The following is a 26,019-nucleotide window of genomic DNA, read 5'->3' on the forward strand; positions in this document are numbered from 1 at the left end:
GCGTTATGCATCTTGAGGATTTAACTCTCTTAACTCGTCGGTAGTGTAAGTACCAATGGGAGTCCAAACTAGATAGGGAAGGAGTAACAGCGCCGCCGTTAGAGAAATCGGCAAAACGCAGATTGCAAGAACAACGCCTGAAATCAAACCTATTAGTCCAAGAATTTCCCCAGCTTTGAGACTGCGAAACCTCAACATTATAGGTATGTAAGCGACGGTGATAATTTCCACCAAGAGGTACAAAGCCATTAGTAGCCAAGTAATTATGCCTCCTGGATTTTTTTCCCAAACAATATAAGCTGAAGCTGCACCGCAAATAAAAATCACAGTCCAGATGAGGGGAATCAACGGCTCAAAAACTAGCCAGCGAGGGCGACTTAACAGTGCAAACCATTTAACATCACGCGGCGTAATCAAGAAACTACCAAGGGCGATGAAGAAAGTTACAGCCCCAATTATTATCCAAGATGGAATCATATTGCACTCAAGCTTTGTGTATTTTGTCAAGTCATACACTGCAAGTTTGGCAATTTAGGGAATATGTTGAATCATTCGCTGGTGCGAATCTTAGGCATCTTGAGGGTTGAGACTCGCCATCTGCCAAGTGGTATAAGTACCAATGGGACTCCAGAGCAAATAAGGAACTAGTAATAGTGCAGCCCAACCAGAAAAGCCTAAGACTGCAAGTATCAATAAAGCACAAATTATCAAACCCGTGCCACCGAGAATTGTACCAACTTTCAGACTGCGAAGCTTAAACATTACAGGCGTATAGGCAATGGTGATAATTTCTAAAAGCAGATATAAACCCATGATTAACCAGGTTGAGGTGCTTCCTGGGTCTTTCTCCCAGACAATATAAGCCGACCAAGCACCGCAAATAAATATTACAGTCCAGATAATTGGAATCGCACCCTCAAAAGTTAGCCATCTTGGTCGTTGTAAGCGCTTGAACCACTGGCGATCGCTAGGCGTAATCACGTTAGCTGCTAAAGCAACCAAAAAAGCCACACCCCCAATCACCATCCAAGATTTAATCATGCCCGTTAGTCCTTTATAAGCGCTATCTATCGCTTAATATCACTCTTTATAGTGTGATTTTGTCAATTTAATTGCTAATTACTCATCATCCCTGAGTTTGAAACCTTTAAATCGTTTGGCAGGATTTTAAATATGATGAGTTTGTAGTAAGCACTTCAGTGCTTAAAAATCCAGGACTAAAGTCCTTACTACAAACTTTTATAACCCTTCAGAACTAATGCGATAGACCACTAGGGACTGAAAAACAAATCTTATCCTAATCCCCAATGCCCAATGCCCCATCTCATTAAAATTTTATTCCCCAAGATTTTGAGGTGATTATGTCTAGGGGTGGGGGTATGAGGCGAATTCTGGAAATAAGCTTGGTAATAGGGGGATTTTAGATTTAATGGTAATTGATATGCAAATAGAACCAGAAACGCGTTCGTCGAAGACGTTGGCGCAGTCATCGCTAGCACCAGAAACACGAGGAATTGGTAATACTATTCGCCTTACAGGCTGGATTACTTTGTGGGCACAATTGGCAATTGGAGTAGTTTCGGTCTTTGCTTTGTTGTTTGCCTTGACTGGTCGTCGTTTTGTTCAGCAACAGAATGCCGGTCTTAGCATTGGCATATTTTGGGCCGTATGCGGAATTGTACTGTTGTTATTCAGTCTCTATTGGGATTTTCGTTACACTCGCATAGGCAAAGCTCTAGAAAATCACAATCCAGCTTTGCATCCTAGTAAGCCAGATACAACTAAAATCCTTCGTTTGGGGATAATTGTGGGTTTAGTAGGAATATTGTTAACTCTCTTAGGTGCTAGTTCAACTATGTTCGTGCTAATGGCAAAATCTGTATCCCAAACTCCAGGAGTGGCAATCAGCGACCCCTACAGGATTATTCGACCGATGGATGTTTTTGTGGCTGTGGCAGATATCACTGGGATTGCTGCTCACTTTGTGGGTACTGTCGCATCGTTATGGTTGTTAGAACGAGTGCATCAACACTAGTACCGTTTTGGATAATTCGTAATTTTCAAGTCGATTAATCAGTCTTTGAACTCCATAATTGAGAATCAGAATTTCAGGGAAAGGGTCGATATGAGAGAATTAAAACGTAGGGGTGAACCGCTGTTCAGAAATGTCAACTTAACTTAAAAGCCAGTCTATACAAAGCTTTTATAGATTATTTCATTCGCAGTCCGAGACTGGGAATGTCTATTCTAATGATTTGAATTTTTATCTAAAGATACAATTGAAAGACAAATTATTATTACTTATGACAGTTACTTTAAATCATCCTAATGAGTGAAAGTAAATATACTTAATAACTGAGGTTCAAAGCATGGACTCAACAGGTAAGGTTCAAACTGTGGACTCGTCCTGGTCTCTTCCACTGCCGTTGAAAGAGTATGCAATGAGCCGAGTAACTGTCTACTTTTATAGCGACAGATGGGTTCCGATTAAATATTGTTCTTTGGAAAAAGCAATTTTACTTCACCAAAAAGCAAATTTAGAAGGCAAGGAAATTTTATTATTTCCTCCTGATTTAGACCCTAATCAATTCTCAAACTCTTTTAACTAAAATGCATTGAGGTAGACTATTTTTATATTTTTCAAAAATCTTGGCAACAAATCAATCGGTTATAGAGGCGTACATATATATGTACGCCTCTAATTGTAAATGGGATTAAAAATTCCTGTGGACTTTAAAGGCAAAGATACAGCAGATGAGCAAGTTTATCAAATTTTTATAGCTCAAATGATGGGGATACTTTAAACATCTTGTTCCAGGTCGTCTTTAGCGTAAGGTAAGTAAGTAGGCTTTTTCACGCTTGAGAAATTCGTAGGTTTGCCAACGGGAAGAAAAGTTGAGCATTCGGCGAACTTCAGCGTCTTTGTTATCGTACCAATGGGTTTTTGTTCGCTGCTGCTGAGTTGACGGTTTGTTCAATTCTCTTCAACCTTGTCTCTGGACGTTTTGCACTGTCAATCCAAAAAAGGATATTCTTTTTGGATGAGTTATTAAATGCTTCAAAATACTCTTTGGCAGTTGTGTTTGCTTCTAAGGCTTGCTTTAAATCTAAGGGAATTATTAAGGCTTCGATCGCATCTAAGGAATTCCATGATCCATCTTGTTTTGCAGCTTCGATTTTTTCTAGTCCAACTGTACTAATCAAACCTTGTTCTATAAGTTCTTCAATATATTGTTTATTTAATTTTGACCACACACTTTTCGGCTTTCGAGGTGTAAAGATTTGCATGTAACTTTCTTCATCTAATGATTTGACTTTACTATCAATCCAGCCAAAGCATAAGGCTTCTTTTACCGCTTCGCTATATCGAACACTTGGTTTACCACTTTTTACTTTGTAGTAAATGAGCCAGACACCGAAACAGGTGCGATGGTTTGTGTCTAACCATTTCCGCCACTCTTCACGGCTTGTAGGGCAGAAAGTGAGAAATTCATTTTTAAGTTTGGATGCACCAGTAATCTTACTTTTGCTGAGGTTGATTTCTGTATTTTGCTGCATTTGTTTTAAGTTCAATTCGCAATTTATGCAAAACTTCCATCTACTTTAAAATCGTTTTGCCATAAAAATCATTGAATTTCTTCTGACATTAAACCAACCCAGAACGTAGTGCTACAACTGCTGCTTGCACGCGATCATCTACTGCTAATTTATTCATAATCCCCCGGACATGAGTTTTGATGGTGTTGGGGCTGAGATAGAGTTTTTCGGCAATCTCTGGGTTACTCAACCCGTCTACCATAAGTTTCAACACTTCTAACTCGCGCCCAGATAAGTTGGCATTATTGCTGGTGGGTGCAGGTGGTTTGAGATTATCAATCACTCGCCGCGCAATTTGGGGATCGAGATAGGCTGCACCATCAACTGCGGCTGCGATCGCACTTAACAATCGTTCCACACTTGCGCCTTTGATACAATACGCATCTGCACCACTAGATAGTGCTGCAATAATTTCTGTCTCCGTTTGATGAGATGTCAGCATCACCACATGAGTTGCTGGCAAAGCCGCCTTAATTTGCTGTGTCGCTGCAATGCCATCCAATCGCGGCAAGCCAATATCCATAACCACCAAATCAGGTTTCAGTTGCAGTGCAGCTTGAACTCCCAAATAACCATCTTCGGCTTGTCCAACTATCTCCAACTGAGGATGAGCCATTAACGATTGTTCTAATCCCAGCTGCATCATCGGATCATCTTCGACAATTAACACGCGCAACGGCGGAGCATTGGCTGGTAAATTTAAGGGATAGCGAATATCTAAAGACATTTTTATTAATTAAGAGTCATTTGTCATTTGTCCTTTGTCCTTTGTCATTTGTCTTTTGCTTGCCAATGACTAATGACTAATGACAAATGACTAATTATTATTCTTCCACGCGATAGCCTAACTCTGCTAAACTAATCCGCGACTGTCGCCATTTTGGCTGGACTTTGACAAACAATTCGAGGTAAACTTTACCAGCAATTAACTTTTGGATTTGTTCGCGAGCTTCACTACCAATTGCTTTGAGCATTGCTCCGCCTTTGCCAATGAGTATGCCTTTTTGGGAATCGCGCTCAACGTTGATGGTAGCAAGTACACGGGTAATGCTAGGAGTTTCTTCTACTAGATCAATAGCGATCGCTACTGAATGGGGTACTTCTTCACGAGTCAATAATAAAATTTGTTCTCGGATTAATTCGCCCATAATAAAGCGTTCTGGCTGGTCAGTTACCAAGTCTGGTGGATAATATAATGGCCCAATTTCTAAATGTTCAATTAATAATTCTTGAAGTTGGGGTAATCCTGAACTTGTCTTGGCAGAAAATTTTACGATTTCCCATTCATGGGCCTGAGCCATCTGGGCGTAACTATCATCTAAAAACTGAGAATCGGGCGGTTGTTGGTCGGTTTTGTTCACGCCCAGAATCACTGGGGTCTTGCTGCGACTGAGCAATTCGGCAATATAGCGATCGCCTGCTCCACAAGCTACTGCTCCATCTACCACAAATAACACTACATCTACCGATTCAATGGCAATTTTGGCGTTTTGCACCAATACTTCGCCCAATTGATGATGGGGCTTATGAATTCCTGGTGTATCTACAAATATTAACTGCGCCTCTGGTGTAGTTAATATACCGCGCAAACGATTACGTGTAGTTTGTGCTACAGGGGAAGTAATGGCAATTTTTTGTCCTACCAATTGATTCATTAAAGTAGATTTACCGACATTTGGACGACCAACAATGCCGATAAAACCTGACTTAAATTCAGGAGGAGCCTGTGGGATTGTTACTTCTCCTGAAAAAGAGAAGTTGTAATTTTCAATACTAGACACCTTTGGCTCCACCCTCATATTTTACATCTGGGATAACTTGATTTTTTCTTAGACACAAAACAAGCATAAAAACACCCTAGCATTTTCGGGGATTGCTTTTGCTTAGGTTTAATCTACTACTGGGTCTACACTTAACATTTTACAGCTGAGATAACCTTAGTTGTAGAATTCAGGAGTCACAATTCAGTAGTCAGAATGTTAAAAAATTAAACTCTAAATTTACCTTATTGCGTCGGTAATCATACCAAATCCAGATAATTTCTAACTTTTGGCTGCTGAGTTCTAAATTCTTAAACTTATGTTTTGTTTTTAGACACAAAATAAACATAAAATTACTTTGGCATTTACAGGGAAGTTTTTTGCTTAGGTTTAATCTTTTGGTAACTTTGGCTTAAGTTTCATCGACTACTCAATATCTTTGAATCAAAATGTCAATAAAAAAGACGGAAGAACGCAAACGTATAGGAATTCTTACCAGTGGAGGTGATTGTTCTGGTTTAAATGCTGTGATTAGGGCTGTAGTAAATTGTGCTGTGGATACTTACGGCTGGGAGGTTTTGGGAATTCGTCAAGCGACTCTAGGATTAATGGCGCGTCCGCCACAATTCACCAAGCTGGAAGTAGATCAAGTTGACTCGCTGTTAACTGCGGGTGGCACAATGTTGGGGACAACCAATAAAGGCGACCCTTTTGCTTTTCCAATGGCGGATGGAAGTTTGTGCGATCGCTCCGAAGAAATCATTGCAGGTTATCATGAGCTAGGTTTAGACGCTTTGATAGGTATTGGCGGTGATGGTAGCTTGGCAATTCTGCGTCGCCTCGCCCAACAAGGTGGCATTAATCTAGTAGGTATTCCCAAAACCATTGATAACGATATTGGCGTTACTGAACATGCTATCGGTTTTGATACAGCAGTAAATATTGCCACAGAAGCATTAGATAGGTTGCATTTTACTGCTGCAAGCCATAGCCGAGTCATGATTTTAGAAGTAATGGGGCGTGATGCTGGACACATAGCTATAGCTGCGGGAATCGCGGGGGGAGCAAATGTAATTTTAATTCCCGAAATTCCTTACACAGTTGAGCATATTTGTCACAAAATCAAAGAACGCCAAGAGAAAGGCAAAAACTATTGTTTGATAATTGTTTCCGAAGCGGTTCGTACCCACGATGGGGAAAATGTGACGATTACAAATCGTTTAGGTCAATCTCGATATGGTGGAATTGGCGAATATTTGGCAGATAAAATTATTGAACACATTGGTGTAGAAACGCGAGTCACAGTTTTAGGACACATTCAACGTGGTGGAACTGCTTCACCACTAGATAGATTAGTTGCAACAGCCTTTGGCGTAGCGGCGGTTAATCTGATTGCCGAAGGTAAATACGATCGCATGGTGACTTGGCAAAATCGCCAAGTATTAAGTGTACCAATTACCGAAGCGATCGCTCAATATAGCGCTGTCGATCCCAATGGGACTTTAGTTAAAACTGCTCGTGGTATGGGTATTTATTTGGGAGACTGAAGTCAATACTGTTCGGTTAAGGGAAGAGACGCGATGAATCGCCGTCTCTACAATAATTAGTATTTTGTAGAGACGGCGATTTATCGCGTCTTTGTGATGACAATTACATGAATATCTATGCCTAATGCCCCATGCTCTAACTCACAATTCCCAGTACAAACTCGCCTTCATTCACAGCTTGATTTGTTGCAACATCATAAACTAATCCATTATGTTGAGCGCAGACATCAATTACACTAGGTAGTTGACCTTCTTTATTAAAACTGAGAATTTGATAGAGTTTGTCTCCAGCTTTGACTGTGCTACCCAATTCTATTCTGGATTGAATCATACCACCTGCGATCGCATAATATTTTTTCCGGTTGCTGCTAGATGCAAAAGTCATCTCATGGGTTTTTGCGTCTTCTGATAAATTAGAAACTTGTAGTACACCTTTTTGCACTAAATAGTTTTTCACACCCCGTACACCTTTGGCGACTGAATCAGGGCTTATTTGCATTCCTGTTCCTAATTCTAGTGTCCAAGCTTCCACATCAAACTTGATTTCTCTACCAAACTCTCTAAAACAAGCTTCCAGTGCTAACCAAGGTTTGATAAAAGCTTCATCAAAAGCATCACCATCATATTTATCAAGCAATATTCCGAAATCAAGCAGGAAGTATTTTGCACTATCTTCTCGATTTTGGAAGTAATAAACGTAATCTAAAGCTTGATTGCTAGAACTATGTAAATCAATTAAGTAGTCTGCATCTAAACTCAGATTTTGTAGCTTATAGCTAAAAAGTTCAGTGTAGGGAACACCATTAGAAGAATTAATTTTTTCTAAAATTTTTGCAAAATTTTGCTTAATTATAGTTAGATAATTTTGTCGAACGACCTCTAGATCACTATGAAGTTGAGATTTAGTAAAAGCTACTAAATCATCAGCTTCTTTCTCGTAATCCCAAAATATCCTATTCCAATCTTTAGCTTCGTAAATGCAGTAACGCCCAGGAGAAAAATGATGAGCGCGTTCATTTGTCCCCATTGGATTACAAACGGGAACTAACCAAATTTCTCCAGTTAAATTTGTATCATTTATTGTTAGTAAAAACTCAATTAACTGGTGAATAACGGCATTACCAGCAATTTCTGCACCGTGCAGATTAGATTGAATGTATACCTTTTTACCAGGTTTAGCGCCGATGAATTTGTATAGTTGTAAGTATAGGCGATCGCCTGAAGCCATTTGACGTAATAAAATTGTTTCAATAACTGGCTGCATAAAAATTTGAATAAATTATGACTGTATCTGTACTAAATCAAAATCCACACAAACCCAAATCATACCAAGTATTTTCGTAAGGGAAGCAGTTGCAATTATTTGAGCTAGAGTGTCGCAGTACAGACGAAGCAAGCTGAATCTTGCTTTTGATCGGGGATGCCACCACATATAGAATTATTGAGTTATATCCTTAATCGTTCCTAACTCATGTCGTCACCCAGTAATCTAGAACAAGACCGATACAATCTATCTGCCCAGGAAGTACTGGACAATCCCTATCCTACCTACCGCCGTATTTTATTAGAAGATCCTGTTTACTGGAGTGATTTTTTTGGGGGCTGGTATCTAATGCGCTATAAGGACGTTGCCGCAGCTATGCAAGATAAACGGATTTCGTCCAAGCGTCCACCTATTAGTAAAATACCAGAATCAGAGCAACAGAAGATACTTCCCCTTCTGGAAACTCTATCAAAATGGATTCTATTTTGCGACCCTCCAGAACACACACGTCTGCGTCCGTTATTTAACAAGGCATTCACTCCTAGTATCATTGGCAGCATGGCAGAGCAAATTCAGACGCTAGTAGACGAACTAATTGATGGTGTCTATGAGCGGGGTAACATGAATATTATTCATGATTTAGCTTATCCAATGCCCGCGATCGTCATCGCCCAAATGCTGGGCGCAAAGTCCGAAGACCGCGAACAGTTTAAGAAATGGTCTAACGATTTGGCAAGATTTTTTGGTATGTTCCGCATGAAGCCAGAAATTTTGACCACCGCTCAACAAAGTATTATCGAAATGACCGAATACTTCCGCCGCATCCTTGAAGAACGTCGTCAGAATCCTCAAGATGATCTCATGAGTAGCCTCATCTTTGCACAAGAAAAAGGAAATTCTCTCAATGACGACGAAATTTTATCCAATTGCGTTTTCTTAACTTTTGCGGGTCATGAAACTACCACCAACTTAATTGCTAACGGCTTACTTGCTTTACTCAAAAATCCTAGTCAAATGCAAAAGTTAAAGGATGATCCCTCGCTAATTACAACTACTGTAGAAGAGTTTTTGCGCTATGACAGCCCAGTACAACGTCAAGCCCGCATAGCAGTTACCGATCTCGAAATTGATGGCAAACAAATTAGCCAAGGGCAACGCCTATTTCTGGTAATTGGTGCTGCCAACCGTGACCCTGAGCAATTTTTAGACCCCGATAAATTAGACATTACACGCTCTGAAAATCCACACTTGGCATTTGGAAAAGGAACCCACTTTTGCCTCGGTGCATCTCTTGGCAGACTTGAAGCACAAATTGCCATCGACACTATTGTGCGCCGCCTTAGTAACCTCCACTTGGATACAGATCGGATTGAATGGCATCAAAACCCATCCTTGCGAGGTATGAAATCAATGCCTGTAGCTTTCAATTTATAAAATGCTGCCCTAGCGAAAGCAATGCGATACAAGTGACTCCTTCACGTTCCTGGTAAATTTCGCAAACGTTCATCCAAATGACTATGGTCTGCCAAAACCTTTAATAGCGGGCCATGCGAAGTAAATTTTACAATACTGACCGAAGCAACAGGGCATCCTAAACGAAAACGGAAGCGTCCCACATCAATCCCAAGTAAACTACACAGAATAATTCTGATAGTTGCCTTGTGTGAAACCACTAAAACATTCCCACTAGTGTAATTTTGCTTAATTTCTTCAATTACCTGCAAAGCGCGAGAAGCAATTGTAACTGCCATTTCTCCACCAGTTGGAGCATTCCAAGCCGGATCTGCTGACCAGCGAATATAATCATCGTGATATTCACGGCTAATTATTTCTGGCGTTTTTCCTTCCCATTGACCATAGTTGATTTCCTTTAAACCCTCCCTGAGTTGTGGTTCCATCCCTATTGCTGCACATAAGGGTTTTGCTGTCAATACAGTTCGCCGCATTGGACTACAAAATATTGCTGTCCAATCCATATAACTATATGCGTCAGCAAAAGCCTTTGCCATATCCAACCCTTCTGGGGTAAGTTCTGAGTCTATGGAACCGCAAAAGGAATTATTGCGACTACATTCTGTCTGTCCGTGACGGAGGAGATAAAGAGTTAGGCTCACGGTATATTCCCATCGATTGTAAATTTAAGAGCGCGAACAATCAGATGTTGCTGAAGATAGTTACTGCATGTGGTATATTACTACAATTTTTTGAGATTTTGAATAATTTTCAGGGCAGAATTGCCGTAGCTACGCCCGTTGTAGATATTGCCATTGTGCGATCGCGCTTCGCTTATCTGGGTCATTTTAATAAGCAAAAAATAAAGGTGGGTGTTACCCACCTGATCTCTTATCTCATCCTCAAAACTTAAGATTCAGAAGTTACTTGCGTTTTACCTCTTGAAAAAATATTTTAAATAACAGATAGAATAAGTCGTAAATTTAAACTAATTGTATTTATTTATAAAGTCAAAATTTTTATGTAATGTAGAGACGTATTTGGTTACGCCTCTACAAAAGTTCAACAAATCAAGCTAGTCCTTTATTTTTCTACACTTTCTAAAAAGAGAATAAAGGTGTATAGCATTGATTTTCTAACACTCCATACTTTTTTGCAAAAATGGAATCCACCCCATTGATATCCCTAGAGTTTCTGCAAAAAGGTTATGAATTGTTAGTCAATATTTTTCTTCACATTATCTTTTACGTCTTCAATTCCGTGACGTACTTCGCTTTCAGCTTGCTTTGCTTTACCTTTGGCTTTATCTTCTGGATCTCCAGTGATATTTCCTAATGCTTCTTGGGCTTTGCCTTCAACATTTTTAGCAGCAGCTTTAGCGCGATCTTCTATGCTCATTTTGTACTCCTGATTTTAATGAAAAATTGCTTTCAAAGTTGTGAAATAACTTTGAAATCTTTTTGTTATTACTTTTACACAGTAGCTTAAACTTTTTGCTAAAGCCTTCCACCACAAGGCATATTAAATAATTTGTAATTTGTAATTCGTAATTCGTAATTAATAAAGGTAGTTGTAGTAAGTGTTCTGGCTGTTGATTGAATATAAAATAAAGTAAAAATAGTTTAGTTACCTATGCTAAAAGACATAGAAAAAATGTAAATATAGTAATTTCTACTTTTGACTGTTTAAATAAAAAAACCAGTTTCTATAAGAAACTGGGTTAATAAAGTATATGATGATATTTTTTGTCTAATCTAGAAAACCCATCAGGCTTTCAGAATTGTCAATCTCATTTGGTGCTATCGGACGATTACCGAATGTTGAATAGCTGTCAGAAATCACCAATGAACTTGAGGCAATTGGACGAATCCCAGAAAGATTGATACTTTCAACGACTTGGAATGTATTAGCGCCAATTGGACGAATACCCATTGAGTTATAGGTTTCTACTACTTCCAAGGTACTGATGCTAACAGGGCGCACTCCAGCAATTGACAGGTGTTCAGCAACTTCTAAGTCGCTAGCGCCTATGGGACGAATTCCAGAAATGGCGAGTGTTCCAGAAGCTCCCACTGGCAGTTCAGTAACTTCCTCGACTTTATCTGCATTCAAGCTCTGGTCTTGTTGATTTTCAACTTCCTCTGTAGTTTCCCCTGGAGACTTGGCAGGCTTTTGCCGAGAATTGATTGCTTTGCCAGCGCTGCTAATAGTCATAAACGAAGACCTCTGGTTTGTTAATTGAATTTTACAATAATTAAGGAAAGATGAAATTTTTTCCCATATATCTTAGAGTTTAACCTTAAAAAACCTCACATAGATATAAGTATCTTTAAAACTGATACATAAGTAAATTTTAATCATTAACTTTTGTGAAAAAATATTACATTTATTTGGTCTAAGAAGCCAGCTAGAATGGATACAGGGCGAAATTGTCACCATGAGATAGGGTATTTCCAGCAAAACTGTATGACAGAATTTTGTCTTCAAGCTCCCTTTAGTCCCACAGGCGATCAACCACAAGCGATCGCACAATTAACCACTAGTATCCAATCGGGTAATCGCTACCAAACTTTACTAGGAGCCACAGGAACAGGCAAGACATTTTCGGTAGCAGCAGTTATTGAGAAAATTGGCAAGCCTACTTTAGTTCTGGCCCATAACAAAACCCTGGCTGCACAGCTTTGTAACGAGTTACGAGATTTCTTTCCCAACAACGCAGTCGAGTACTTTGTTAGCTACTACGATTATTATCAGCCAGAAGCGTATATTCCCGTTACCGATACTTATATTGAAAAAACGGCGGCGATTAATGATGAAATAGATATGTTGCGGCATTCGGCGACGCGATCGCTGTTTGAACGCCGTGATGTCATTGTCGTTGCTTCCATCAGCTGCATCTACGGTTTAGGAATGCCAGCAGAATATCTGAAAGCTGCCATCCCTCTTCAGATAGGTATGGAAGTAAATCAACGCCAAATTTTACGAGATTTGGCAAATGTTCAATATAGCCGCAACGACATCGAAATGGGTCGGGGAAAATTTCGCGTCCGAGGTGATGTGTTAGAAATTGGCCCAGCTTATGAAGACCGAATTATTCGTGTCGAATTCTTTGGCGATGAAATTGACGCAATTCGCTACATTGACCCGGTGACAGGGGAAATTCTCAAAAGTTTGGAAGCGGTGAATGTTTACCCTGCGCGTCACTTTGTCACCCCAGAAGAACGCTTAGAAGGAGCTTGTCACGACATCGCCGCCGAGTTAAAACAGCAAAAACTAGACTTAGAACAAGCTGGGAAACTATTAGAAGCGCAACGCATAGATCAACGTACACGATATGACCTAGAAATGCTGCGCGAAGTAGGTTATTGCAACGGTGTCGAGAACTATTCCCGTCACTTAGCAGGAAGAAAAGCTGGAGAATCACCAGAATGTTTAATTGATTATTTTCCCAAAGATTGGCTATTAATTATCGATGAATCTCACGTTACCGTGCCCCAAATTCGCGGTATGTATAACGGCGATCAAGCGAGAAAAAAAGTTTTAATTGAACATGGATTTCGTCTTCCTAGCGCTGCTGATAACCGTCCTTTGAAAGCTGAGGAATTTTGGCAAAAGGTTAATCAGTGTATTTTTGTTTCCGCAACTCCCGGAAATTGGGAAATAGAAGTTTCTGAAGACAATGTAATTGAGCAAGTGATTCGACCAACTGGGGTAGTTGATCCAGAAATTTCTGTGCGTCCCACAGAAGGACAAATTGATGATTTGTTAGGAGAAATTAAAGATAGAGCCGATCGCCATGAACGAGTATTAATTACCACATTAACTAAACGCATGGCGGAAGATTTAACCGAATATTTGCAAGACCACGGTATAAGAGTACGGTATTTACATTCCGAGATTACTTCTATTGAGCGCATTGAAATTTTGCAGAACTTGCGCGAAGGAAAATTTGATGTTTTAGTTGGTGTTAATTTGCTGCGGGAAGGTTTAGATTTACCCGAAGTTTCCTTAGTGGCAATTATGGATGCAGATAAAGAAGGTTTCTTAAGAACCGAGCGTTCCTTAATTCAAACTATTGGTAGAGCCGCGCGTCACGTCCAGGGACAAGCGATTTTGTATGCCGATAATATGACAGGTAGTATGATTAAAGCCATTGATGAAACAGATAGACGGCGTGGTATTCAAACAGCACATAATCGACTGTATGGGATTACACCACAACCAATTGTGAAAAAATCAAGTAATGCGATTTTGGCTTTTTTAGATGTATCTCGGCGGTTAAATGCAACTGATTTGAAAGTTGTAGATGAACATCTAGATGAACTGCCATTAGAACAGATTCCAGGGTTGATTACTGTGTTAGAAGCGCAGATGAAAGAGGCGGCGAAGAAACTAGAATTTGAAGAAGCGGGTAAATTGCGCGATCGCATTAAGCACCTGCGGGATAAAATGCTAGGACATTAACAAAAAAGAGTACTTGTGCTTGATAGGGCTTGAATTCAACTGTGTTAACTGACCAACATATTGCTGAAGCGTTAAGCCGCGCCTATGTCCGTGCGATCGCCAGACGTGCCGGACTCAACTTAGCTATTCGGGAATATGACTAGATGGATATTACAGTGAGAGCATACTTGCAGAGGATGTGACAATTTCACCTTTAGCTTTTGGTGATTGTGCGATCGCTATTTGGGAATTGTTGCGAAAAATCTGAGAGGCGATCGCCATAAAGCATCTGTGAGATAAAATGCTAGAGCATTAGTGCTTGGTAAGGGTAGCAATTCGGTGGATGTAGAAATAGCGATGTCTACGAAAGGCTACCCTTACGCTGATTTGTACCGCTAAGTACAATGTAAAAGATGCGTAGCAAATAAGAGTCTACATGGAAGATACATCTATCCTGAGCCAGACGGATGTGAAAAAATAGTTATATGAACTCACTGATTGAAGAAATCCGTCAGAAAGTTGCTGATGAACAATTTGAGTTTTCCAAGCACGCCGTTGATCAATCCATCTTGCGACAAGTTCAGGTTCAAGAAATCAGAGAGATAATTGCCAACGGACAGGTTATTGAAGACTATCCAAATGATAAGTACGGCCCAAGCTGTCTCATTAGTGGTTTAACCCAAGCTCGAAGACCCATTCACGTTCAATGTAGCTATCCCTCTCGTCCATTAGTCAGAATTATTACTCTGTATCAACCTGACCCACAGAAATGGATCAAGACTTTACACAAAGGAGAAACCGTGGCGATGACTTATGAGCAAGAAACACTAGTTGAAAAAAAGGTAACTTACACCTTAGAGCTAAATGGACAGGTCTTCATGATTGAGAACGTACCTGCTCGCGTGAATGAAGAAACAGGAGAACAATTTTTTTCTCCATCAACTGTAGAGCATTTACAGCAAATTGTTCTTAGTGGACAACAGCCAGATCGCTTCACTGAAGTTCCTGTCTATAACTATGCAGCATAATTATTGAAGATGCTCATCTGTAGCGCCAAGTGCAGTTTAAAATCGAAGCCACCAAAAATATCTCTTCTGTCAATTCTGTTGAAGCTACTAAACGGTGCGATCGCGCTGATAAGACCAAGCCGCCAATAAACCAAAAGCACCACAAGCCCAAAGTAGCCAAAGTAAATGTAAAATTAGGTGGTTATCGTGGTTCAAGTTAACCGCCGATAGAATTAATTGCCGAAAGTGGTAGAACGGCGAGAATGCAATTAAATCTTGGACGATTTGCGGTACTGGAAGTGGAATTGAACCGCAAGCAACAGGAATAACAATTAGCGATAGGCTAAGAATAGAATCAGCACTTTTGGGGTTGAGCAAGTACCCCAATGCAAGACCGAGAATCGCAAAAGGGATAATTCCTAAGATTAGACTTGATATCAGAGCTAACCCTTGAGTCAAATCCATTCTCATCTCAAGTTGCCAGCTTCCTAATCCGAAGATTAATAAAAGGCTCACAGTACAAATAAGAAGCGAGGTAGCAATCTTAGCCGCCATATATACTGCTGGTGGTAAAGGTGTGGCTCTCAAAAGCTTCAGCCATTTTTCCGATCGCTCTACTGCAATTCGTTTACCCAGTCGGTCGATGACAATCGTGAAAAGTATGATACCAGACAGGTAAACCACTGTTTCTATTGCCCCTTTTCCTTTCAATCCTTGCAATTTTAACAACGGGACGAATCCCACCAGTGCGAGTGTTGCAATTAAAAAGACTGGAGTGCGAAGTAGTTGAAGGATTTCAAACCACAGTTGTTGTTGAAAAATATGTTGGATGTTCTGAGAAGAAGTTTCAGGTAAATTCTCTGTATTTATAGTATTTTCAGCCTGATCTAATAAAGCTTTATCTTCTAAATTTATTAGCTCCTCAGTTAACTGTCCTTCAGGGTGACTTTCAGTAATTTTATGAACAGTGACACGGCGAGTCGCTAAGGTATTTAATCTATCCCAATCTGGTTTATAGTGCGTCACCATTATAATAGTGACTCCTCGTTGACGGCAGAGTTTTATTTCCTGCCAAAATTGTTCATATCCCGGTTCATCTAGACCTGTAGTTGGTTCATCAAGGACGAGTAGTTCGGGATTACCTGCTAGAGCAAGGGCAAAATTAAGCCGCTGTTGATGCCCACCATTTAATTTAATTGCCCAATCGGTTTCTTTATCTTTCAGCTTAACTTTGTTCAATATTTCTTCAGTTGAAAGTGGATTAGGGTAGTAGCTTCTAAACAATTCAATAAGTTCCTTTACCTTAACATTTCTTGGAAACTGTACATCTTGGAAAGCTACTCCAACATGGATTTTTGAGTTAGCATTCTGTGGTGAAAGCCCCATTAGCTCAACTTCTCCACTACTGGGTTTGAGTAACCCTAAAATCAGGTTCAGTAGAGTAGTCTTGCCAGCACTATTTTCCCCGCGCAACCAGATGAATTCGCCTCGCTCTACAATCAGATTGATATCCTGTAAGATAGGTTTTTGTTGGAATCCTTCGGGAACTACTTTGGAAACGTGCTTGAGTTCGATAATATTCATAGCTTGTCTGAGAGAAAATATAGATAAGATTTAAAGTTAATGGAGTGTCATTTGCATTAGAAACCAAACCGCAAAGGAAGCGGCAACAGCAGGCATTAACGAAACACCGAAAAAAGTGGTTAAAATTACCAGTGCTGCTGTTCCTCCTGCAAATCCCCAAAAGTTGATAGCAAGTGAGTTGGTGGAATCAATTGGTGGTATACAAGTGCTGAATAAGCAAAATTCACTTCCTTTCGTTATCAGAAAGAATGTAGCAAGGATTGCAACTCCTAAAACTCCTAAAACAACCCATTTATTCAGGTGTAATGAAAATCCTGAACCGAGAATTTTTAAGGAAACGGCTGGAGTTTCTATAGGATTGGGATGAGATTGTATTTGTCCGTCTGAACTGGGAACGACTTGCGGATTGTTAGAGGAGGATTGCACAATGTCGGGAGATTGTTGAGGGTTGTTAGAAGGTTGCATTTTGGTTGATTACTCCTTTATTTAGTGAAATATTCGACAAAGTTGGAAATTAAGATAGTGTTACTAAGGCGTTGTCTGAATTGCAAGCCATACTGCTGCACCAACTACTACGGCGGCAGCTAGGGGAACACCGCCAATAATAGCCACAAGAGTTGCAACTCCAATTCCAATAACACCGCCTGTGATGTCTGGATGCTCTTTTACTATCTTGAGAACATCTTCTATCTCTGGCGATTGAGATGGTGGAGATATGCCAGGTGTTTGACGTTGAAGAGTAGGCGAAGGTTGAGGTGATGGACTACGATCGCTCTTTGCTATTTGTTTTTGTTCTTGAGAGCGATCGCGCCGAGTTTCAGGTTTTTTAGATGAACTAGAATTAAATTGCAGCGCTTTAGGTTGGCACTCTGCCGGGAGTGTACCAGACCAGTGAATCATGGGATGACAAGAATGTTGAATCTGCAAAGTTTCTATGACTAGAAGCGGTGTCCAAAGTAAAAAACATACAACTAGGATTGTTTGGAACTTATAGCGAAGCCATCGGTCGATTAAACTGGGAAAGTTTGTGAGATTTTGCATGATTTAATTTGCGATATTTTGCTTAAAGTGCGTTATTTATCTGCTCTACTGAAATATGCGATCGCATATATCTCACCTCCTTTATCTCTCCAGCTTCTTCTATCTTCCTCCTCCTAATTGGACTGAGAAATATAAAGAGCCATATTTGTAGATTTCCCGAAAAATCTATCGAAGTAACAGTTTTAGATTCAAAATCAGATTTAAAGATAAACGATTCTGCATAGTAGCGACCGCAGTTGAACACTGCGTTGGTGCAGACGGAACATAGTTTATCGGTGAGAGTTCAAGGTTACTAGCCACCGCGTCACCAGAAAGTTTTCGTTTCGAGGCGATCGCTTAATTTGCTACACATCTGAAAAGCAAATACCACTTTTAACCAGCATAATCGTCTAAAATTGCGATTCTGGAACAGTGTGCATAGGCGTAGCCCACACTTCGGCAAGCTCAGTGACCATTGTAGACATCGCCCATTTGTACCGCCAAGTGCAGTTTGAAACTGAAGCAACCGAAAATTGACCTAATAGTATAGTCAATTTTTGAATTTCATCCTATCTCCACAGATGCTTCGCATACAATGGTGAAAATTCTGGAGAATTTGTAAATAATTACACTTCCTGAAAGGCTAATTTTGAATTAAACCAGTTGTCTTATGCAAAGTATTCCATATCAATATCGACTGCTGATTTTGTTTTTGCTGATGGGTTTGGTTGTAGCGGTAGACTACTGGCGTAATCCAACAAGACCAACAAAACTTCATGAATATTCGTTTTTGATCGTGTCCGGTTTAATCGGTGCTGGGTTTGGTATCGTTAACGATCAGATTACCTGTACTCTCTCACCCGCTTACTTTTATTACTTCAAAAATGTTCCTTATGGTTCTAATTTTCGCTGGGAAGTGAGTGAGGTTGGATTTCAGGCAGGGTTTTTTGCTGGTTTTTTAAGCTACGGCATATTTCTATTGGTTAATCAGAGACGAAAGTTACCTTTGTCTTATCGTCAATTACTTAAAATGGCACGGTATCCGATTATTTGGGCAATTGTAGTTGCTCAAATCACAGGATTCATATTTTATTATTTTCAATTTCCCTTCTTTGCCGAGCAGATTAAGCCAGTCGTTCAGCCAGCAGAAGTTTCTAGATTTATGTTGGTTTGGGGAATCCATATTGGACTTTACATCGGTGCAGTGTTAGGAATTGTACATGGGATAGCAAACATTCGTCGAAGAGTGCCATATCTGTCACTATAAGGACTATATCCACCCTCGTAACTTCTTATGTACCTGCGCTAGATACCACATATAATCATCAATTTTGTAATTATCAGCAGCTTTAACTATATATTCGTGAGCCAAATCAACATTATTCTCAACTTCGTAATATAATCCCAAGTAAAGATGACTGTAAAAATTCCCTTTTATTCCTTCTGATTGACCAACAGTTAAAACATCATTTGGTGTACAATTTTCTGCATACAAATCATATACGTACTGCATAATACGTCGAGGGTCATTTTTCACAGTTAGTAAAGAATTACGTGCCTCTTCAACACCTAACGAACGAGCTATGCAGAGATATCGCCATACCGTTTCTTCTACATCTTGAGCATTCACTGTCAAATCTATTTCAAACTGTTCAGCGCCCTCAGCAAATCTTTCTGCATAATAGTACGATAATCCCCGTTGCCAGAGGTACGGTTTAATACGGGTGTCCAATTGCTCCGCCATATCAAAATCTTGAATAGATTCATCAATCTTGGCCAGTTGAAAGTTAACCATGCCTCGGCGAATGTAAGCATTGGGATTTTTCGGCTGATTGCGAATGGTTTCGTTCCAGCGCTGGAGTTGATTTTCCAGAGAATTTGAAAAAAACATGGGTTTGATCAGCTATTGAATTGGAATCAGATGCAGTAAATGGTTTAGGGATTGCGATCGCCTACATTACTATAAAAAGCGATCGCATCGGACACCTGCAAGATAAACTATTAAATAAAAAATCCGCAAAATTACAAATGAGCGATGCCTACCGGGGGCTACATCTACGCTGGACACTGACAGGAAAAAAAGCACTGATTACAGGTGCTACCAAAGGCATTGGACTAGCTGTTGCCAATGAGTTTTTATCTCTGGGCGCAGAAGTCGCAATTGTGGCACGGAATTCTCAAGATATTGAACAACAACTAATTATCTGGCAACAATCAGGATTACCTGCTTATGGGATTACCGCAGATGTTGCAACCCCAGATGGGCGACAAGCTATTTTTGAGCAGATTAACAAAACCTGGGATCAATTAGACATCCTGGTTAATAATGTAGGAACTAATATTAGCAAAAAAGTAGTAGACTACACGGCTGCTGAGTATGAGTTCATCATCCAGACAAATCAGACATCAATTTTTGAGATGTGCCGTCTGTTTTACCCTCTGCTGCAAAATGGGGAAAATAGCAGCATTGTGAATATAAGTTCTGTGGCGGGTTTAGTCTCGAACCGTACAGGCGCTCCTTATGGTATGACTAAAGCGGCTATAAATCAACTGACGCGATCGCTATCAGTTGAATGGGCTTGCGATCATATTAGGGTAAATACCGTAGCACCTTGGGCTATTCGCACCCCTTTAACCGAGTCTGTACTCGATAATCAAGATTTTCTCAAATTAGTTCTATCACAAACACCTATGGGAAGGGTTGGTCAACCAGAAGAAGTAGCGGGTTTAGTAGCATTTCTTTGTATGCCTGCGGCATCTTTCATCACTGGACAATGTATCACCGTCGATGGTGGATTTTTGGCTTTCGGTTTTTAAGTCTCAAAGCGAGATTTATCCATGAGGTAGAAGAAACTACTTGCAAAATTCAGTATTGTAGAATCGCTGTCTTAACAAATCAGGAAAAACGCCCGTGGTTCCAATTAGCGATAATAATCCTGCAAAAATCACGCCTTATGTAACTTATGGACTGATTGCTGCTAACGTCCTCGCTTTTCTTTATGAAGCAAGTCTTCCCCCACAAGCATTAAATGGGTTTTTGCACCTTGCAGCTGTAGTTCCACGAGAACTCAGCTTAAGCTTTGCCGGTGTTTCTGTACATCAACCAGTGCCAGAGTGGGCAACTTTGATTACTTCACAATTTCTACATGGGGGATTGTTGCACTTAGGTGGCAATATGTTGTTTCTTTGGATTTTTGGCAACAACGTTGAAGATAAGTTAGGTCATGCCAAATATTTGCTGTTTTATTTATCTTGCGGTATTTTGGCATCCTTAACTCAATGGTTCTTCGCTCAAGATTCTAGCATTCCTTCTTTGGGTGCGAGTGGTGCGATCGCAGGCGTAATGGGTGCATATATTCTCCGCTTCCCTAACGCTGAAGTTCTAGGCGTTGTACCTTTAGGATTTTTCTTTCCGACTTTCCGCGTTCCCGCCTATTTCTTTTTAGGATTCTGGTTTCTCGAACAAGCCTTTTACGGACTTGCTAGTTTTGAAACACGTACCAACATCGGCATGGAAAGCGGCGGTATTGCCTACTGGGCCCATGCAGGCGGATTTATCTTTGGGGCAATTCTCGGCCCCCTGCTAGGTTTATTTAGCGATAAATCCCAGGAAGAATCTTGGTATAAGTAACTCTTCATGTTATACCGTGTCCCTCAATCATACTGATTAATTTAATAGGTGAAATTGCCTAGCCTTCGCAACTGCTAGCCTTACAAGCTATATTGCAGTTAGTCAATAATTTAGGAAAAACACCTGTGTTTCCCCTCTACGATGAAAATCCGACGCGAATCACCCCGTATTTCACCTACGGGTTAATTGGCATGAATATTTTAGTTTTCCTTCACGAGGTGAGCCTGTCAAATGCACAATTGAGTCAGTTTTTCAATCAATATGCAGTAGTACCTCAAGAATTAACCACTAATTTGGGTGAAGAATGGATAACGTTATTTACGTCGCAATTTTTACACGGTGGTTGGTGGCACTTAATCTCAAATATGGTGTTTCTCTGGGTTTTTGGCAACAATATTGAAGATCGATTGGGTCATTTAAAATATCTGATTTTTTATTTGGCGTGTGGTGCTTTAGCTGCCTTGTGCCAATGGTTTATTGGCACGAATTCTGAGATTCCTTCCTTGGGGGCAAGTGGTGCAATTTCTGGGGTTTTGGGTGCGTACATTATCCGCTTTCCTCACGCTAAAGTCATGACCTTAGTATTTTTGGGGATTTTCATCACCACAATCAGAGTTCCAGCACTAGTAATCATTGGACTGTTTGTTGTGCAAAATGTAATATCTGGTCTTGCTACTCTTCAAACAGCGGCTAATATGGCTGTACAAACTGGTGGAGTTGCTTACTGGGCCCACATTGGTGGTTTTGTTTTTGGAGTAATTCTCGCTCCCCTATTTGGCTTATTTAGGCGCGACTAAATACAGCATTTCCTAAAACTCGTAATGCCTATCAAAGCTCTGCGTATCCTCTGCGTCCCTCTGCGTTAAAATTTCCATATTTGGAAACTATTAGTTTTTGTTGGCACTCGCTGAAACTTCTTCAGATTCTTCCACCTCAGATGTAAATGTTGATGATGTTGCTGATGGTACAACTTGTTCAGGTGCAGAAACGATGATATCAGCACCATTAATAATTGCTCCCAATAACCCCAGTTCAGCTTCCACTAATTGATCAATAGCCTCACCTAGCATGTTCTCTTGTGTATAGTGTGGTCGCGCCACTAGTACGATCCCATCGCTGTAGGGTTGGATTAATAAAGGGTCATTAGATATGCTGAGAGGACTAGTATCTAAAATTACTAAATCAAAACGTTCCCGCACATCCTCCATCAGCCGCCGCATTTCACTAGATTCAAGAATCGCAGCGGATTGCCGTACAGGGCCGGGGCTGGGGACAATGTATAAATTTTCTACATCAGGCACTAAACGAATACATTCACTCAAGTTAGCGTAATAACGCAGGGGTTCAATAGTTGCTTCAGGATCAGGAATTACATTCAGGGATGTACAACGGGAAGGCGATCGCAAATCTGTTTCGATAATTAAGGTTCTTTTACCAGCGCGGGCTGAAGCTACACCCAAGTTATATGCACTTGTTGTTTTACCCTCTAGGCTACTGGTGCTAGTAACCAACACCACCTTTAAGTTTTTACCACCAATCCGGCGCAGATTACTACGGAATTTCTCATAAAATTCTAAATAAGGAGAATCTTGGGAAAATAACACCGGCACAGCATCTTGATCCAAATCATCAACTGGCATTAAAGGCAATTCTCCCAACACTGCCACTTCCCGTTGCTTGAGACTCTGGCGGATATCCTCTCTGGTTTTGAAAGTTCCTTCCAGCGCTCCCAACAAAAATATCACCCCGCCACCAATTACCAGACCCAAGAAACCACCCACAGCAAGGGTAATAGGCACACTCTTCGGAGGTTTGAGATCGACAGTAACAGTGGGGCGTCTGGCAATGCTGAGGCTGCTGGTAGTTTCTGCCTCTGCGGTTTTAGCATCGGTTAATTTCACCTGCATTTGATCATAGATAGCTTTTTTGAGCGCAACCTCCTGTTCTAAACGCGATCGCTCTAATTGCTTATTAGGTATCAGAGAATACTCTTGCCGTAGTCGCGCTTCTTGTTGGATTTCTTGAGTTAGTTGTTGTTGTAGCGTCTCTCGTTGGGTTTGCAAAGACACCATTTGGTTTGCCAATTGCTGGCGGGCTGGATCTAAGCTGCTTTGGGTGCGAATACCTGCAACACTACCCTGAAGCGGAGCGGCCGTACCATCACCACCTAATACCTCAGAGGCACGTTGTTGCAGCAATTCTTCCGCAGCTTGTTTCTGACGTAGCAACTGAACCATCGTTGGGTGTTCCGGCCGCAAATCTTTTCTGAGTACGGCGATTTGCGACTCACTTTGATAAATTTGCGCTCGCAAGTTACCAATTATGGGATCAGCACTCAAAGCAGAAGAAATATAAGCCTGTCCGACTGTTAAGCCTAACTTATTTTGTAAACTACGAAGTTGCCCATCAACTCCAGAAATGGTTAATTGAATTTGCCGTTGGAGATTTTGGCTAGCAGTAATAGCGCTTAACAAGCTGCCATTCTCCGCTGCTAATATTGCTGTTCGCTCTATGCGATCGTACTGTTCCAACTTCTGTTCAGCAACTTGCAGTTCTCGTTTAGCTTGTGGTGTGCGATCGTTAATCTTTTCAATAATTGCTTGTAATCGTCCAGTATTGATATCACTGCTCAACTTGACCATTGCTTGCATCAATTCCGTCAATACCTGTATGCCTCGTTTGGCGTCACTATCTACATATTTCAATTCCAAGATACTAGATTCTAATTCTCCACTCCTGGGATTTTTTTTAGGTACAGAAAGGACAACACTGGCACCGAGCTTTTGCGGTTTGACACCAACTTTTTCTGCCACTGCTGCAATTATTTGGTTTGAGAGTAAAACTTCCTCATTCAGTTCCTTTCCTTGCTGTTGGATTTCACTACCAGTTGCAGAGAAAGAAACTGGTGGGCCACTATATGTAAGTGCAGCAGATGCTATATAGCTAGTAGGTGGCTCTGGTTGCATAGCCACCACAGTTGACCCTGCTACAACTAAAGCAAAACTAGCTAGTCCAATCCACTTGTACTTATCAAAAGCAATAAGATAGCGCTTAACAATTGGTGGGGTCATGGCAGGGGCATATAGAATCAGTAATCAGTTGTCAGTTATTTAGTTATCAGCTGTCAATTTTGATTTGTTATTTTTCACCATTATCTTCTCTATCTCTCTCATCACAATTATCTCTGTTCATCTAGCAACAATCAGCAAACAAGTGAGACTCACTAATTTGAACCACCACCACCGAAGTTGTCAAAAAATCTGAGAAAGGATTGAACATTAAAGAAAGGTTGGGTAATGGTAGTCAGGAAATTAGTAATTCTACCGATGAGGTTTCGACCAACAACAAGAACATCATTATCTTGAAGCGCTACATTTTGGGATGCATCACCGCCCAGAGCTTTTTTAGCATCAAGTTTCTGAGTAACAGCTTTACCTCGTTCAGGATCAAAGCGAACCAGAGCGATATCTCGAAGATTAGCAGTGTCGAGATTTACTCCTCCTAAAGCATCTACAAATGTACTGCCGTTAGGCAGCGCTTGAATAGAAATACCTCCCGCAGCATAGTTTAAAACCCTGACTCTAATTTGTGGCACAGCCAAGGATGAACGTGCTACCAAATTCCGGTCATAACCGTCATCATTACCAACTTCACGACGGGGCACGAGGATTGCATCTCCGTCTTGTAAGCGTAAATTAGGGATTGAACCACCATTTTGCAGTGCTGCATATAAGTCAATAGTTTGTGAAATCACAGAACCATCCACTAACTTCCGACGTATTTGCACTTGTCGCAGGTCTGCATTCAACGTTGAACCACCAGATATTAGCAAAGCATCAGCAACACGGGGTGTTGTTGAATTAATCGGATAAATTCCTGGTCTAAATATTTCCCCGCTAATGGTAACTTGAACTGGTCGCGTCCCTGCCAAGGATACTACCACGATTGGATCTGGGAAAAAGCGACTCAAACCCAAGCGAATTTTTTCTTGAGCTTCTTCCAGGGTTAAACCTTGTAATGATACCGTTCCCACTTGCGGCACTACAATGTTGCCTTCTGGACTAATTACAGCTTGAAAACCGAAGTCTTGACGCTGCGTTGCTAAAGCTAAAACTATTACTGGATCAACCACATAACGATTTAAACCCAAGCGAATTTTTTCTTGAGCTTCTTGCAAAGTTAAACCTTGTAAGAAAACTGTTCCCAGTAATGGCACCACAATATTACCTTCTGGGTTGATTAAAGCTTGAAAGCTCAAATCTGGAAAGCGCTGAACCGAAACGCTAATTCCATCTCCTATCCCTAAGCGGTATGGGCCAGGAGGACGCTGAAGCACAACGCCAATTATATCTCCTGGGCCCAAGAGATAGCGGCTAAGTTGAGGGGAAATTTCGTCATTTGCACCTGGAGGTACAAATTCAGTACCTGGAACAGGCGAAGGGGGTTGCCTTGGTGATTGTCCTTGAGGTGGAAAGGGCTGGGCAACAACTAGTTGGATAGGTGTTGTTAAGAAAACTCCTACTTGAAGACTGACACAACACAAGGCGCTGAATCCACGCATATAATAACTGGCATCTATAAACATCGGTGCAGAAAATACTGATATAGAAATTAGTCGCGCCGAGTGGTTATTTTACTCTAAAAATGTCCTAAATGTCTCTTTTATCTACAAGTATTTACTAAGAGAAAGAGAATAATTTTACTAAATTTAATT

Annotated in this window: 25 protein-coding genes; 10 read left to right on the forward strand and 15 right to left on the reverse strand. The window is 40.7% G+C overall.

Going from position 1 to position 26,019, the window contains the following annotated elements; translation table 11 throughout:
- Positions 1–3 precede the first annotated feature (3 nt).
- Complete coding sequence (locus ACWATR_RS17960; RefSeq protein WP_460335120.1) at positions 4–477, reverse strand: TspO/MBR family protein; 474 nt, start codon at positions 475–477, stop codon at positions 4–6.
- 90 nt (positions 478–567) lie between these two features.
- Entirely contained in the window at positions 568–1,041 is a 474-nt protein-coding gene (locus tag ACWATR_RS17965) for a TspO/MBR family protein (RefSeq protein ID WP_460335123.1), read from the reverse strand.
- Between the two features lie 400 nt (positions 1,042–1,441).
- Here ACWATR_RS17965 and ACWATR_RS17970 point away from each other — a divergent pair, with 400 nt between their 5' ends.
- Positions 1,442–2,035 carry a DUF3611 family protein gene (locus tag ACWATR_RS17970; RefSeq protein WP_460335126.1) on the forward strand — a complete coding sequence of 198 codons (594 nt, stop codon included), beginning with the start codon at positions 1,442–1,444 and terminating at the stop codon, positions 2,033–2,035.
- Between the two features lie 334 nt (positions 2,036–2,369).
- Complete coding sequence (locus tag ACWATR_RS17975) at positions 2,370–2,609, forward strand: hypothetical protein (RefSeq protein ID WP_238845542.1); 240 nt, start codon at positions 2,370–2,372, stop codon at positions 2,607–2,609.
- Between the two features lie 316 nt (positions 2,610–2,925).
- Here the strand turns inward: ACWATR_RS17975 and ACWATR_RS17980 are convergent, their stop codons facing one another.
- From ACWATR_RS17980 to era, 3 genes are all read right to left on the reverse strand, one after another.
- On the reverse strand, positions 2,926–3,558 hold the full coding sequence (locus ACWATR_RS17980) for a YdeI/OmpD-associated family protein (RefSeq protein WP_460335129.1): 633 nt from the start codon (positions 3,556–3,558) through the stop codon (positions 2,926–2,928).
- A gap of 88 nt (positions 3,559–3,646) precedes the next feature.
- Entirely contained in the window at positions 3,647–4,324 is a 678-nt protein-coding gene (locus ACWATR_RS17985; protein WP_460335132.1) for a response regulator, read from the reverse strand.
- Positions 4,325–4,421: 97 nt separating this feature from the next.
- Complete coding sequence (gene era / locus ACWATR_RS17990) at positions 4,422–5,396, reverse strand: GTPase Era (protein WP_460335135.1); 975 nt, start codon at positions 5,394–5,396, stop codon at positions 4,422–4,424.
- Between the two features lie 410 nt (positions 5,397–5,806).
- On the opposite strand from era, the gene ACWATR_RS17995 reads away from it, so the two are divergent.
- The gene (locus ACWATR_RS17995) at positions 5,807–6,904 is read left to right on the forward strand and encodes an ATP-dependent 6-phosphofructokinase (RefSeq protein WP_460335138.1); all 1,098 of its coding nucleotides are present in this window, start codon (positions 5,807–5,809) and stop codon (positions 6,902–6,904) included.
- 136 nt (positions 6,905–7,040) lie between these two features.
- On the opposite strand, the gene ACWATR_RS18000 is transcribed toward ACWATR_RS17995, so the two are convergent.
- Positions 7,041–8,168, reverse strand: a complete 1,128-nt coding sequence (locus ACWATR_RS18000; protein WP_460335141.1) for a succinylglutamate desuccinylase/aspartoacylase family protein — start codon at positions 8,166–8,168, stop codon at positions 7,041–7,043.
- 207 nt (positions 8,169–8,375) lie between these two features.
- On the opposite strand from ACWATR_RS18000, the gene ACWATR_RS18005 reads away from it, so the two are divergent.
- On the forward strand, positions 8,376–9,602 hold the full coding sequence (locus ACWATR_RS18005) for a cytochrome P450 (RefSeq protein WP_460335144.1): 1,227 nt from the start codon (positions 8,376–8,378) through the stop codon (positions 9,600–9,602).
- 41 nt (positions 9,603–9,643) lie between these two features.
- Here the strand turns inward: ACWATR_RS18005 and ACWATR_RS18010 are convergent, their stop codons facing one another.
- The 3 genes from ACWATR_RS18010 to ACWATR_RS18020 all read right to left on the reverse strand — a co-directional run bounded on the left by ACWATR_RS18010 (position 9,644) and on the right by ACWATR_RS18020 (position 11,834).
- Entirely contained in the window at positions 9,644–10,282 is a 639-nt protein-coding gene (locus tag ACWATR_RS18010; protein ID WP_460335147.1) for a histidine phosphatase family protein, read from the reverse strand.
- A gap of 553 nt (positions 10,283–10,835) precedes the next feature.
- Positions 10,836–11,018 (reverse strand): CsbD family protein, encoded by a 183-nt coding sequence (locus ACWATR_RS18015; protein WP_069070399.1) that lies wholly within the window; start codon positions 11,016–11,018, stop codon positions 10,836–10,838.
- A 351-nt stretch (positions 11,019–11,369) separates the two neighbouring features.
- Positions 11,370–11,834 carry a hypothetical protein gene (locus ACWATR_RS18020; RefSeq protein ID WP_460335152.1) on the reverse strand — a complete coding sequence of 155 codons (465 nt, stop codon included), beginning with the start codon at positions 11,832–11,834 and terminating at the stop codon, positions 11,370–11,372.
- 252 nt (positions 11,835–12,086) lie between these two features.
- Between ACWATR_RS18020 and uvrB the strand changes: the two genes are divergently transcribed.
- Positions 12,087–14,084: an excinuclease ABC subunit UvrB gene (gene uvrB / locus ACWATR_RS18025; protein WP_460335155.1), complete on the forward strand. Its 1,998-nt coding sequence runs from the start codon at positions 12,087–12,089 to the stop codon at positions 14,082–14,084.
- A gap of 464 nt (positions 14,085–14,548) precedes the next feature.
- Positions 14,549–15,091 carry a DUF4258 domain-containing protein gene (locus tag ACWATR_RS18030; protein ID WP_460335158.1) on the forward strand — a complete coding sequence of 181 codons (543 nt, stop codon included), beginning with the start codon at positions 14,549–14,551 and terminating at the stop codon, positions 15,089–15,091.
- 87 nt (positions 15,092–15,178) lie between these two features.
- Here the strand turns inward: ACWATR_RS18030 and ACWATR_RS18035 are convergent, their stop codons facing one another.
- The 3 genes from ACWATR_RS18035 to ACWATR_RS18045 form a co-directional block, all read right to left on the reverse strand.
- The gene (locus ACWATR_RS18035; protein WP_460335161.1) at positions 15,179–16,654 is read right to left on the reverse strand and encodes an ATP-binding cassette domain-containing protein; all 1,476 of its coding nucleotides are present in this window, start codon (positions 16,652–16,654) and stop codon (positions 15,179–15,181) included.
- A 36-nt stretch (positions 16,655–16,690) separates the two neighbouring features.
- Positions 16,691–17,119: a hypothetical protein gene (locus ACWATR_RS18040; protein WP_460335164.1), complete on the reverse strand. Its 429-nt coding sequence runs from the start codon at positions 17,117–17,119 to the stop codon at positions 16,691–16,693.
- 63 nt (positions 17,120–17,182) lie between these two features.
- Positions 17,183–17,695, reverse strand: a complete 513-nt coding sequence (locus ACWATR_RS18045) for a hypothetical protein (protein WP_460335167.1) — start codon at positions 17,693–17,695, stop codon at positions 17,183–17,185.
- A gap of 649 nt (positions 17,696–18,344) precedes the next feature.
- On the opposite strand from ACWATR_RS18045, the gene ACWATR_RS18050 reads away from it, so the two are divergent.
- Positions 18,345–18,941, forward strand: a complete 597-nt coding sequence (locus ACWATR_RS18050; RefSeq protein WP_460335169.1) for a hypothetical protein — start codon at positions 18,345–18,347, stop codon at positions 18,939–18,941.
- Positions 18,942–18,944: 3 nt separating this feature from the next.
- Here the strand turns inward: ACWATR_RS18050 and ACWATR_RS18055 are convergent, their stop codons facing one another.
- Positions 18,945–19,565 (reverse strand): tetratricopeptide repeat protein, encoded by a 621-nt coding sequence (locus ACWATR_RS18055; protein WP_460335172.1) that lies wholly within the window; start codon positions 19,563–19,565, stop codon positions 18,945–18,947.
- Positions 19,566–19,702: 137 nt separating this feature from the next.
- Here ACWATR_RS18055 and ACWATR_RS18060 point away from each other — a divergent pair, with 137 nt between their 5' ends.
- The 3 genes from ACWATR_RS18060 to ACWATR_RS18070 all read left to right on the forward strand — a co-directional run bounded on the left by ACWATR_RS18060 (position 19,703) and on the right by ACWATR_RS18070 (position 22,102).
- The gene (locus ACWATR_RS18060; RefSeq protein WP_460340497.1) at positions 19,703–20,491 is read left to right on the forward strand and encodes an SDR family oxidoreductase; all 789 of its coding nucleotides are present in this window, start codon (positions 19,703–19,705) and stop codon (positions 20,489–20,491) included.
- Between the two features lie 94 nt (positions 20,492–20,585).
- Complete coding sequence (locus ACWATR_RS18065; protein ID WP_460335175.1) at positions 20,586–21,305, forward strand: rhomboid family intramembrane serine protease; 720 nt, start codon at positions 20,586–20,588, stop codon at positions 21,303–21,305.
- Between the two features lie 125 nt (positions 21,306–21,430).
- Positions 21,431–22,102, forward strand: coding sequence for a rhomboid family intramembrane serine protease (locus ACWATR_RS18070; RefSeq protein ID WP_460335178.1), 672 nt, complete (start codon positions 21,431–21,433; stop codon positions 22,100–22,102).
- A gap of 90 nt (positions 22,103–22,192) precedes the next feature.
- Here ACWATR_RS18070 and ACWATR_RS18075 read toward each other — a convergent pair whose 3' ends face one another.
- Positions 22,193–24,376, reverse strand: a complete 2,184-nt coding sequence (locus ACWATR_RS18075; RefSeq protein WP_460335181.1) for a GumC family protein — start codon at positions 24,374–24,376, stop codon at positions 22,193–22,195.
- Between the two features lie 152 nt (positions 24,377–24,528).
- Positions 24,529–25,866, reverse strand: a complete 1,338-nt coding sequence (locus ACWATR_RS18080) for a polysaccharide biosynthesis/export family protein (protein ID WP_460335184.1) — start codon at positions 25,864–25,866, stop codon at positions 24,529–24,531.
- Positions 25,867–26,019 lie beyond the last annotated feature (153 nt).

This window comes from Nostoc sp. UIC 10890 (assembly GCF_054786515.1).

Excerpts from the sequence above, each read along its gene's own strand:
- ACWATR_RS17960 (WP_460335120.1), bottom strand. The coding sequence starts at position 477 with ATGATTCCATCTTGGATAATAATTGGGGCTGTAACTTTCTTCATCGCC.
- ACWATR_RS17965 (WP_460335123.1), bottom strand. The coding sequence starts at position 1,041 with ATGATTAAATCTTGGATGGTGATTGGGGGTGTGGCTTTTTTGGTTGCT.
- ACWATR_RS17970 (WP_460335126.1), top strand. The coding sequence starts at position 1,442 with ATGCAAATAGAACCAGAAACGCGTTCGTCGAAGACGTTGGCGCAGTCA.
- ACWATR_RS17975 (WP_238845542.1), top strand. The coding sequence starts at position 2,370 with ATGGACTCAACAGGTAAGGTTCAAACTGTGGACTCGTCCTGGTCTCTT.
- ACWATR_RS17980 (WP_460335129.1), bottom strand. The coding sequence starts at position 3,558 with ATGCAGCAAAATACAGAAATCAACCTCAGCAAAAGTAAGATTACTGGT.
- ACWATR_RS17985 (WP_460335132.1), bottom strand. The coding sequence starts at position 4,324 with ATGTCTTTAGATATTCGCTATCCCTTAAATTTACCAGCCAATGCTCCG.
- era (WP_460335135.1), bottom strand. The coding sequence starts at position 5,396 with ATGAGGGTGGAGCCAAAGGTGTCTAGTATTGAAAATTACAACTTCTCT.
- ACWATR_RS17995 (WP_460335138.1), top strand. The coding sequence starts at position 5,807 with ATGTCAATAAAAAAGACGGAAGAACGCAAACGTATAGGAATTCTTACC.
- ACWATR_RS18000 (WP_460335141.1), bottom strand. The coding sequence starts at position 8,168 with ATGCAGCCAGTTATTGAAACAATTTTATTACGTCAAATGGCTTCAGGC.
- ACWATR_RS18005 (WP_460335144.1), top strand. The coding sequence starts at position 8,376 with ATGTCGTCACCCAGTAATCTAGAACAAGACCGATACAATCTATCTGCC.
- ACWATR_RS18015 (WP_069070399.1), bottom strand. The coding sequence starts at position 11,018 with ATGAGCATAGAAGATCGCGCTAAAGCTGCTGCTAAAAATGTTGAAGGC.
- ACWATR_RS18020 (WP_460335152.1), bottom strand. The coding sequence starts at position 11,834 with ATGACTATTAGCAGCGCTGGCAAAGCAATCAATTCTCGGCAAAAGCCT.
- uvrB (WP_460335155.1), top strand. The coding sequence starts at position 12,087 with ATGACAGAATTTTGTCTTCAAGCTCCCTTTAGTCCCACAGGCGATCAA.
- ACWATR_RS18030 (WP_460335158.1), top strand. The coding sequence starts at position 14,549 with ATGAACTCACTGATTGAAGAAATCCGTCAGAAAGTTGCTGATGAACAA.
- ACWATR_RS18035 (WP_460335161.1), bottom strand. The coding sequence starts at position 16,654 with ATGAATATTATCGAACTCAAGCACGTTTCCAAAGTAGTTCCCGAAGGA.
- ACWATR_RS18040 (WP_460335164.1), bottom strand. The coding sequence starts at position 17,119 with ATGCAACCTTCTAACAACCCTCAACAATCTCCCGACATTGTGCAATCC.
- ACWATR_RS18045 (WP_460335167.1), bottom strand. The coding sequence starts at position 17,695 with ATGCAAAATCTCACAAACTTTCCCAGTTTAATCGACCGATGGCTTCGC.
- ACWATR_RS18050 (WP_460335169.1), top strand. The coding sequence starts at position 18,345 with ATGCAAAGTATTCCATATCAATATCGACTGCTGATTTTGTTTTTGCTG.
- ACWATR_RS18055 (WP_460335172.1), bottom strand. The coding sequence starts at position 19,565 with ATGTTTTTTTCAAATTCTCTGGAAAATCAACTCCAGCGCTGGAACGAA.
- ACWATR_RS18060 (WP_460340497.1), top strand. The coding sequence starts at position 19,703 with ATGAGCGATGCCTACCGGGGGCTACATCTACGCTGGACACTGACAGGA.
- ACWATR_RS18075 (WP_460335181.1), bottom strand. The coding sequence starts at position 24,376 with ATGACCCCACCAATTGTTAAGCGCTATCTTATTGCTTTTGATAAGTAC.
- ACWATR_RS18080 (WP_460335184.1), bottom strand. The coding sequence starts at position 25,866 with ATGCGTGGATTCAGCGCCTTGTGTTGTGTCAGTCTTCAAGTAGGAGTT.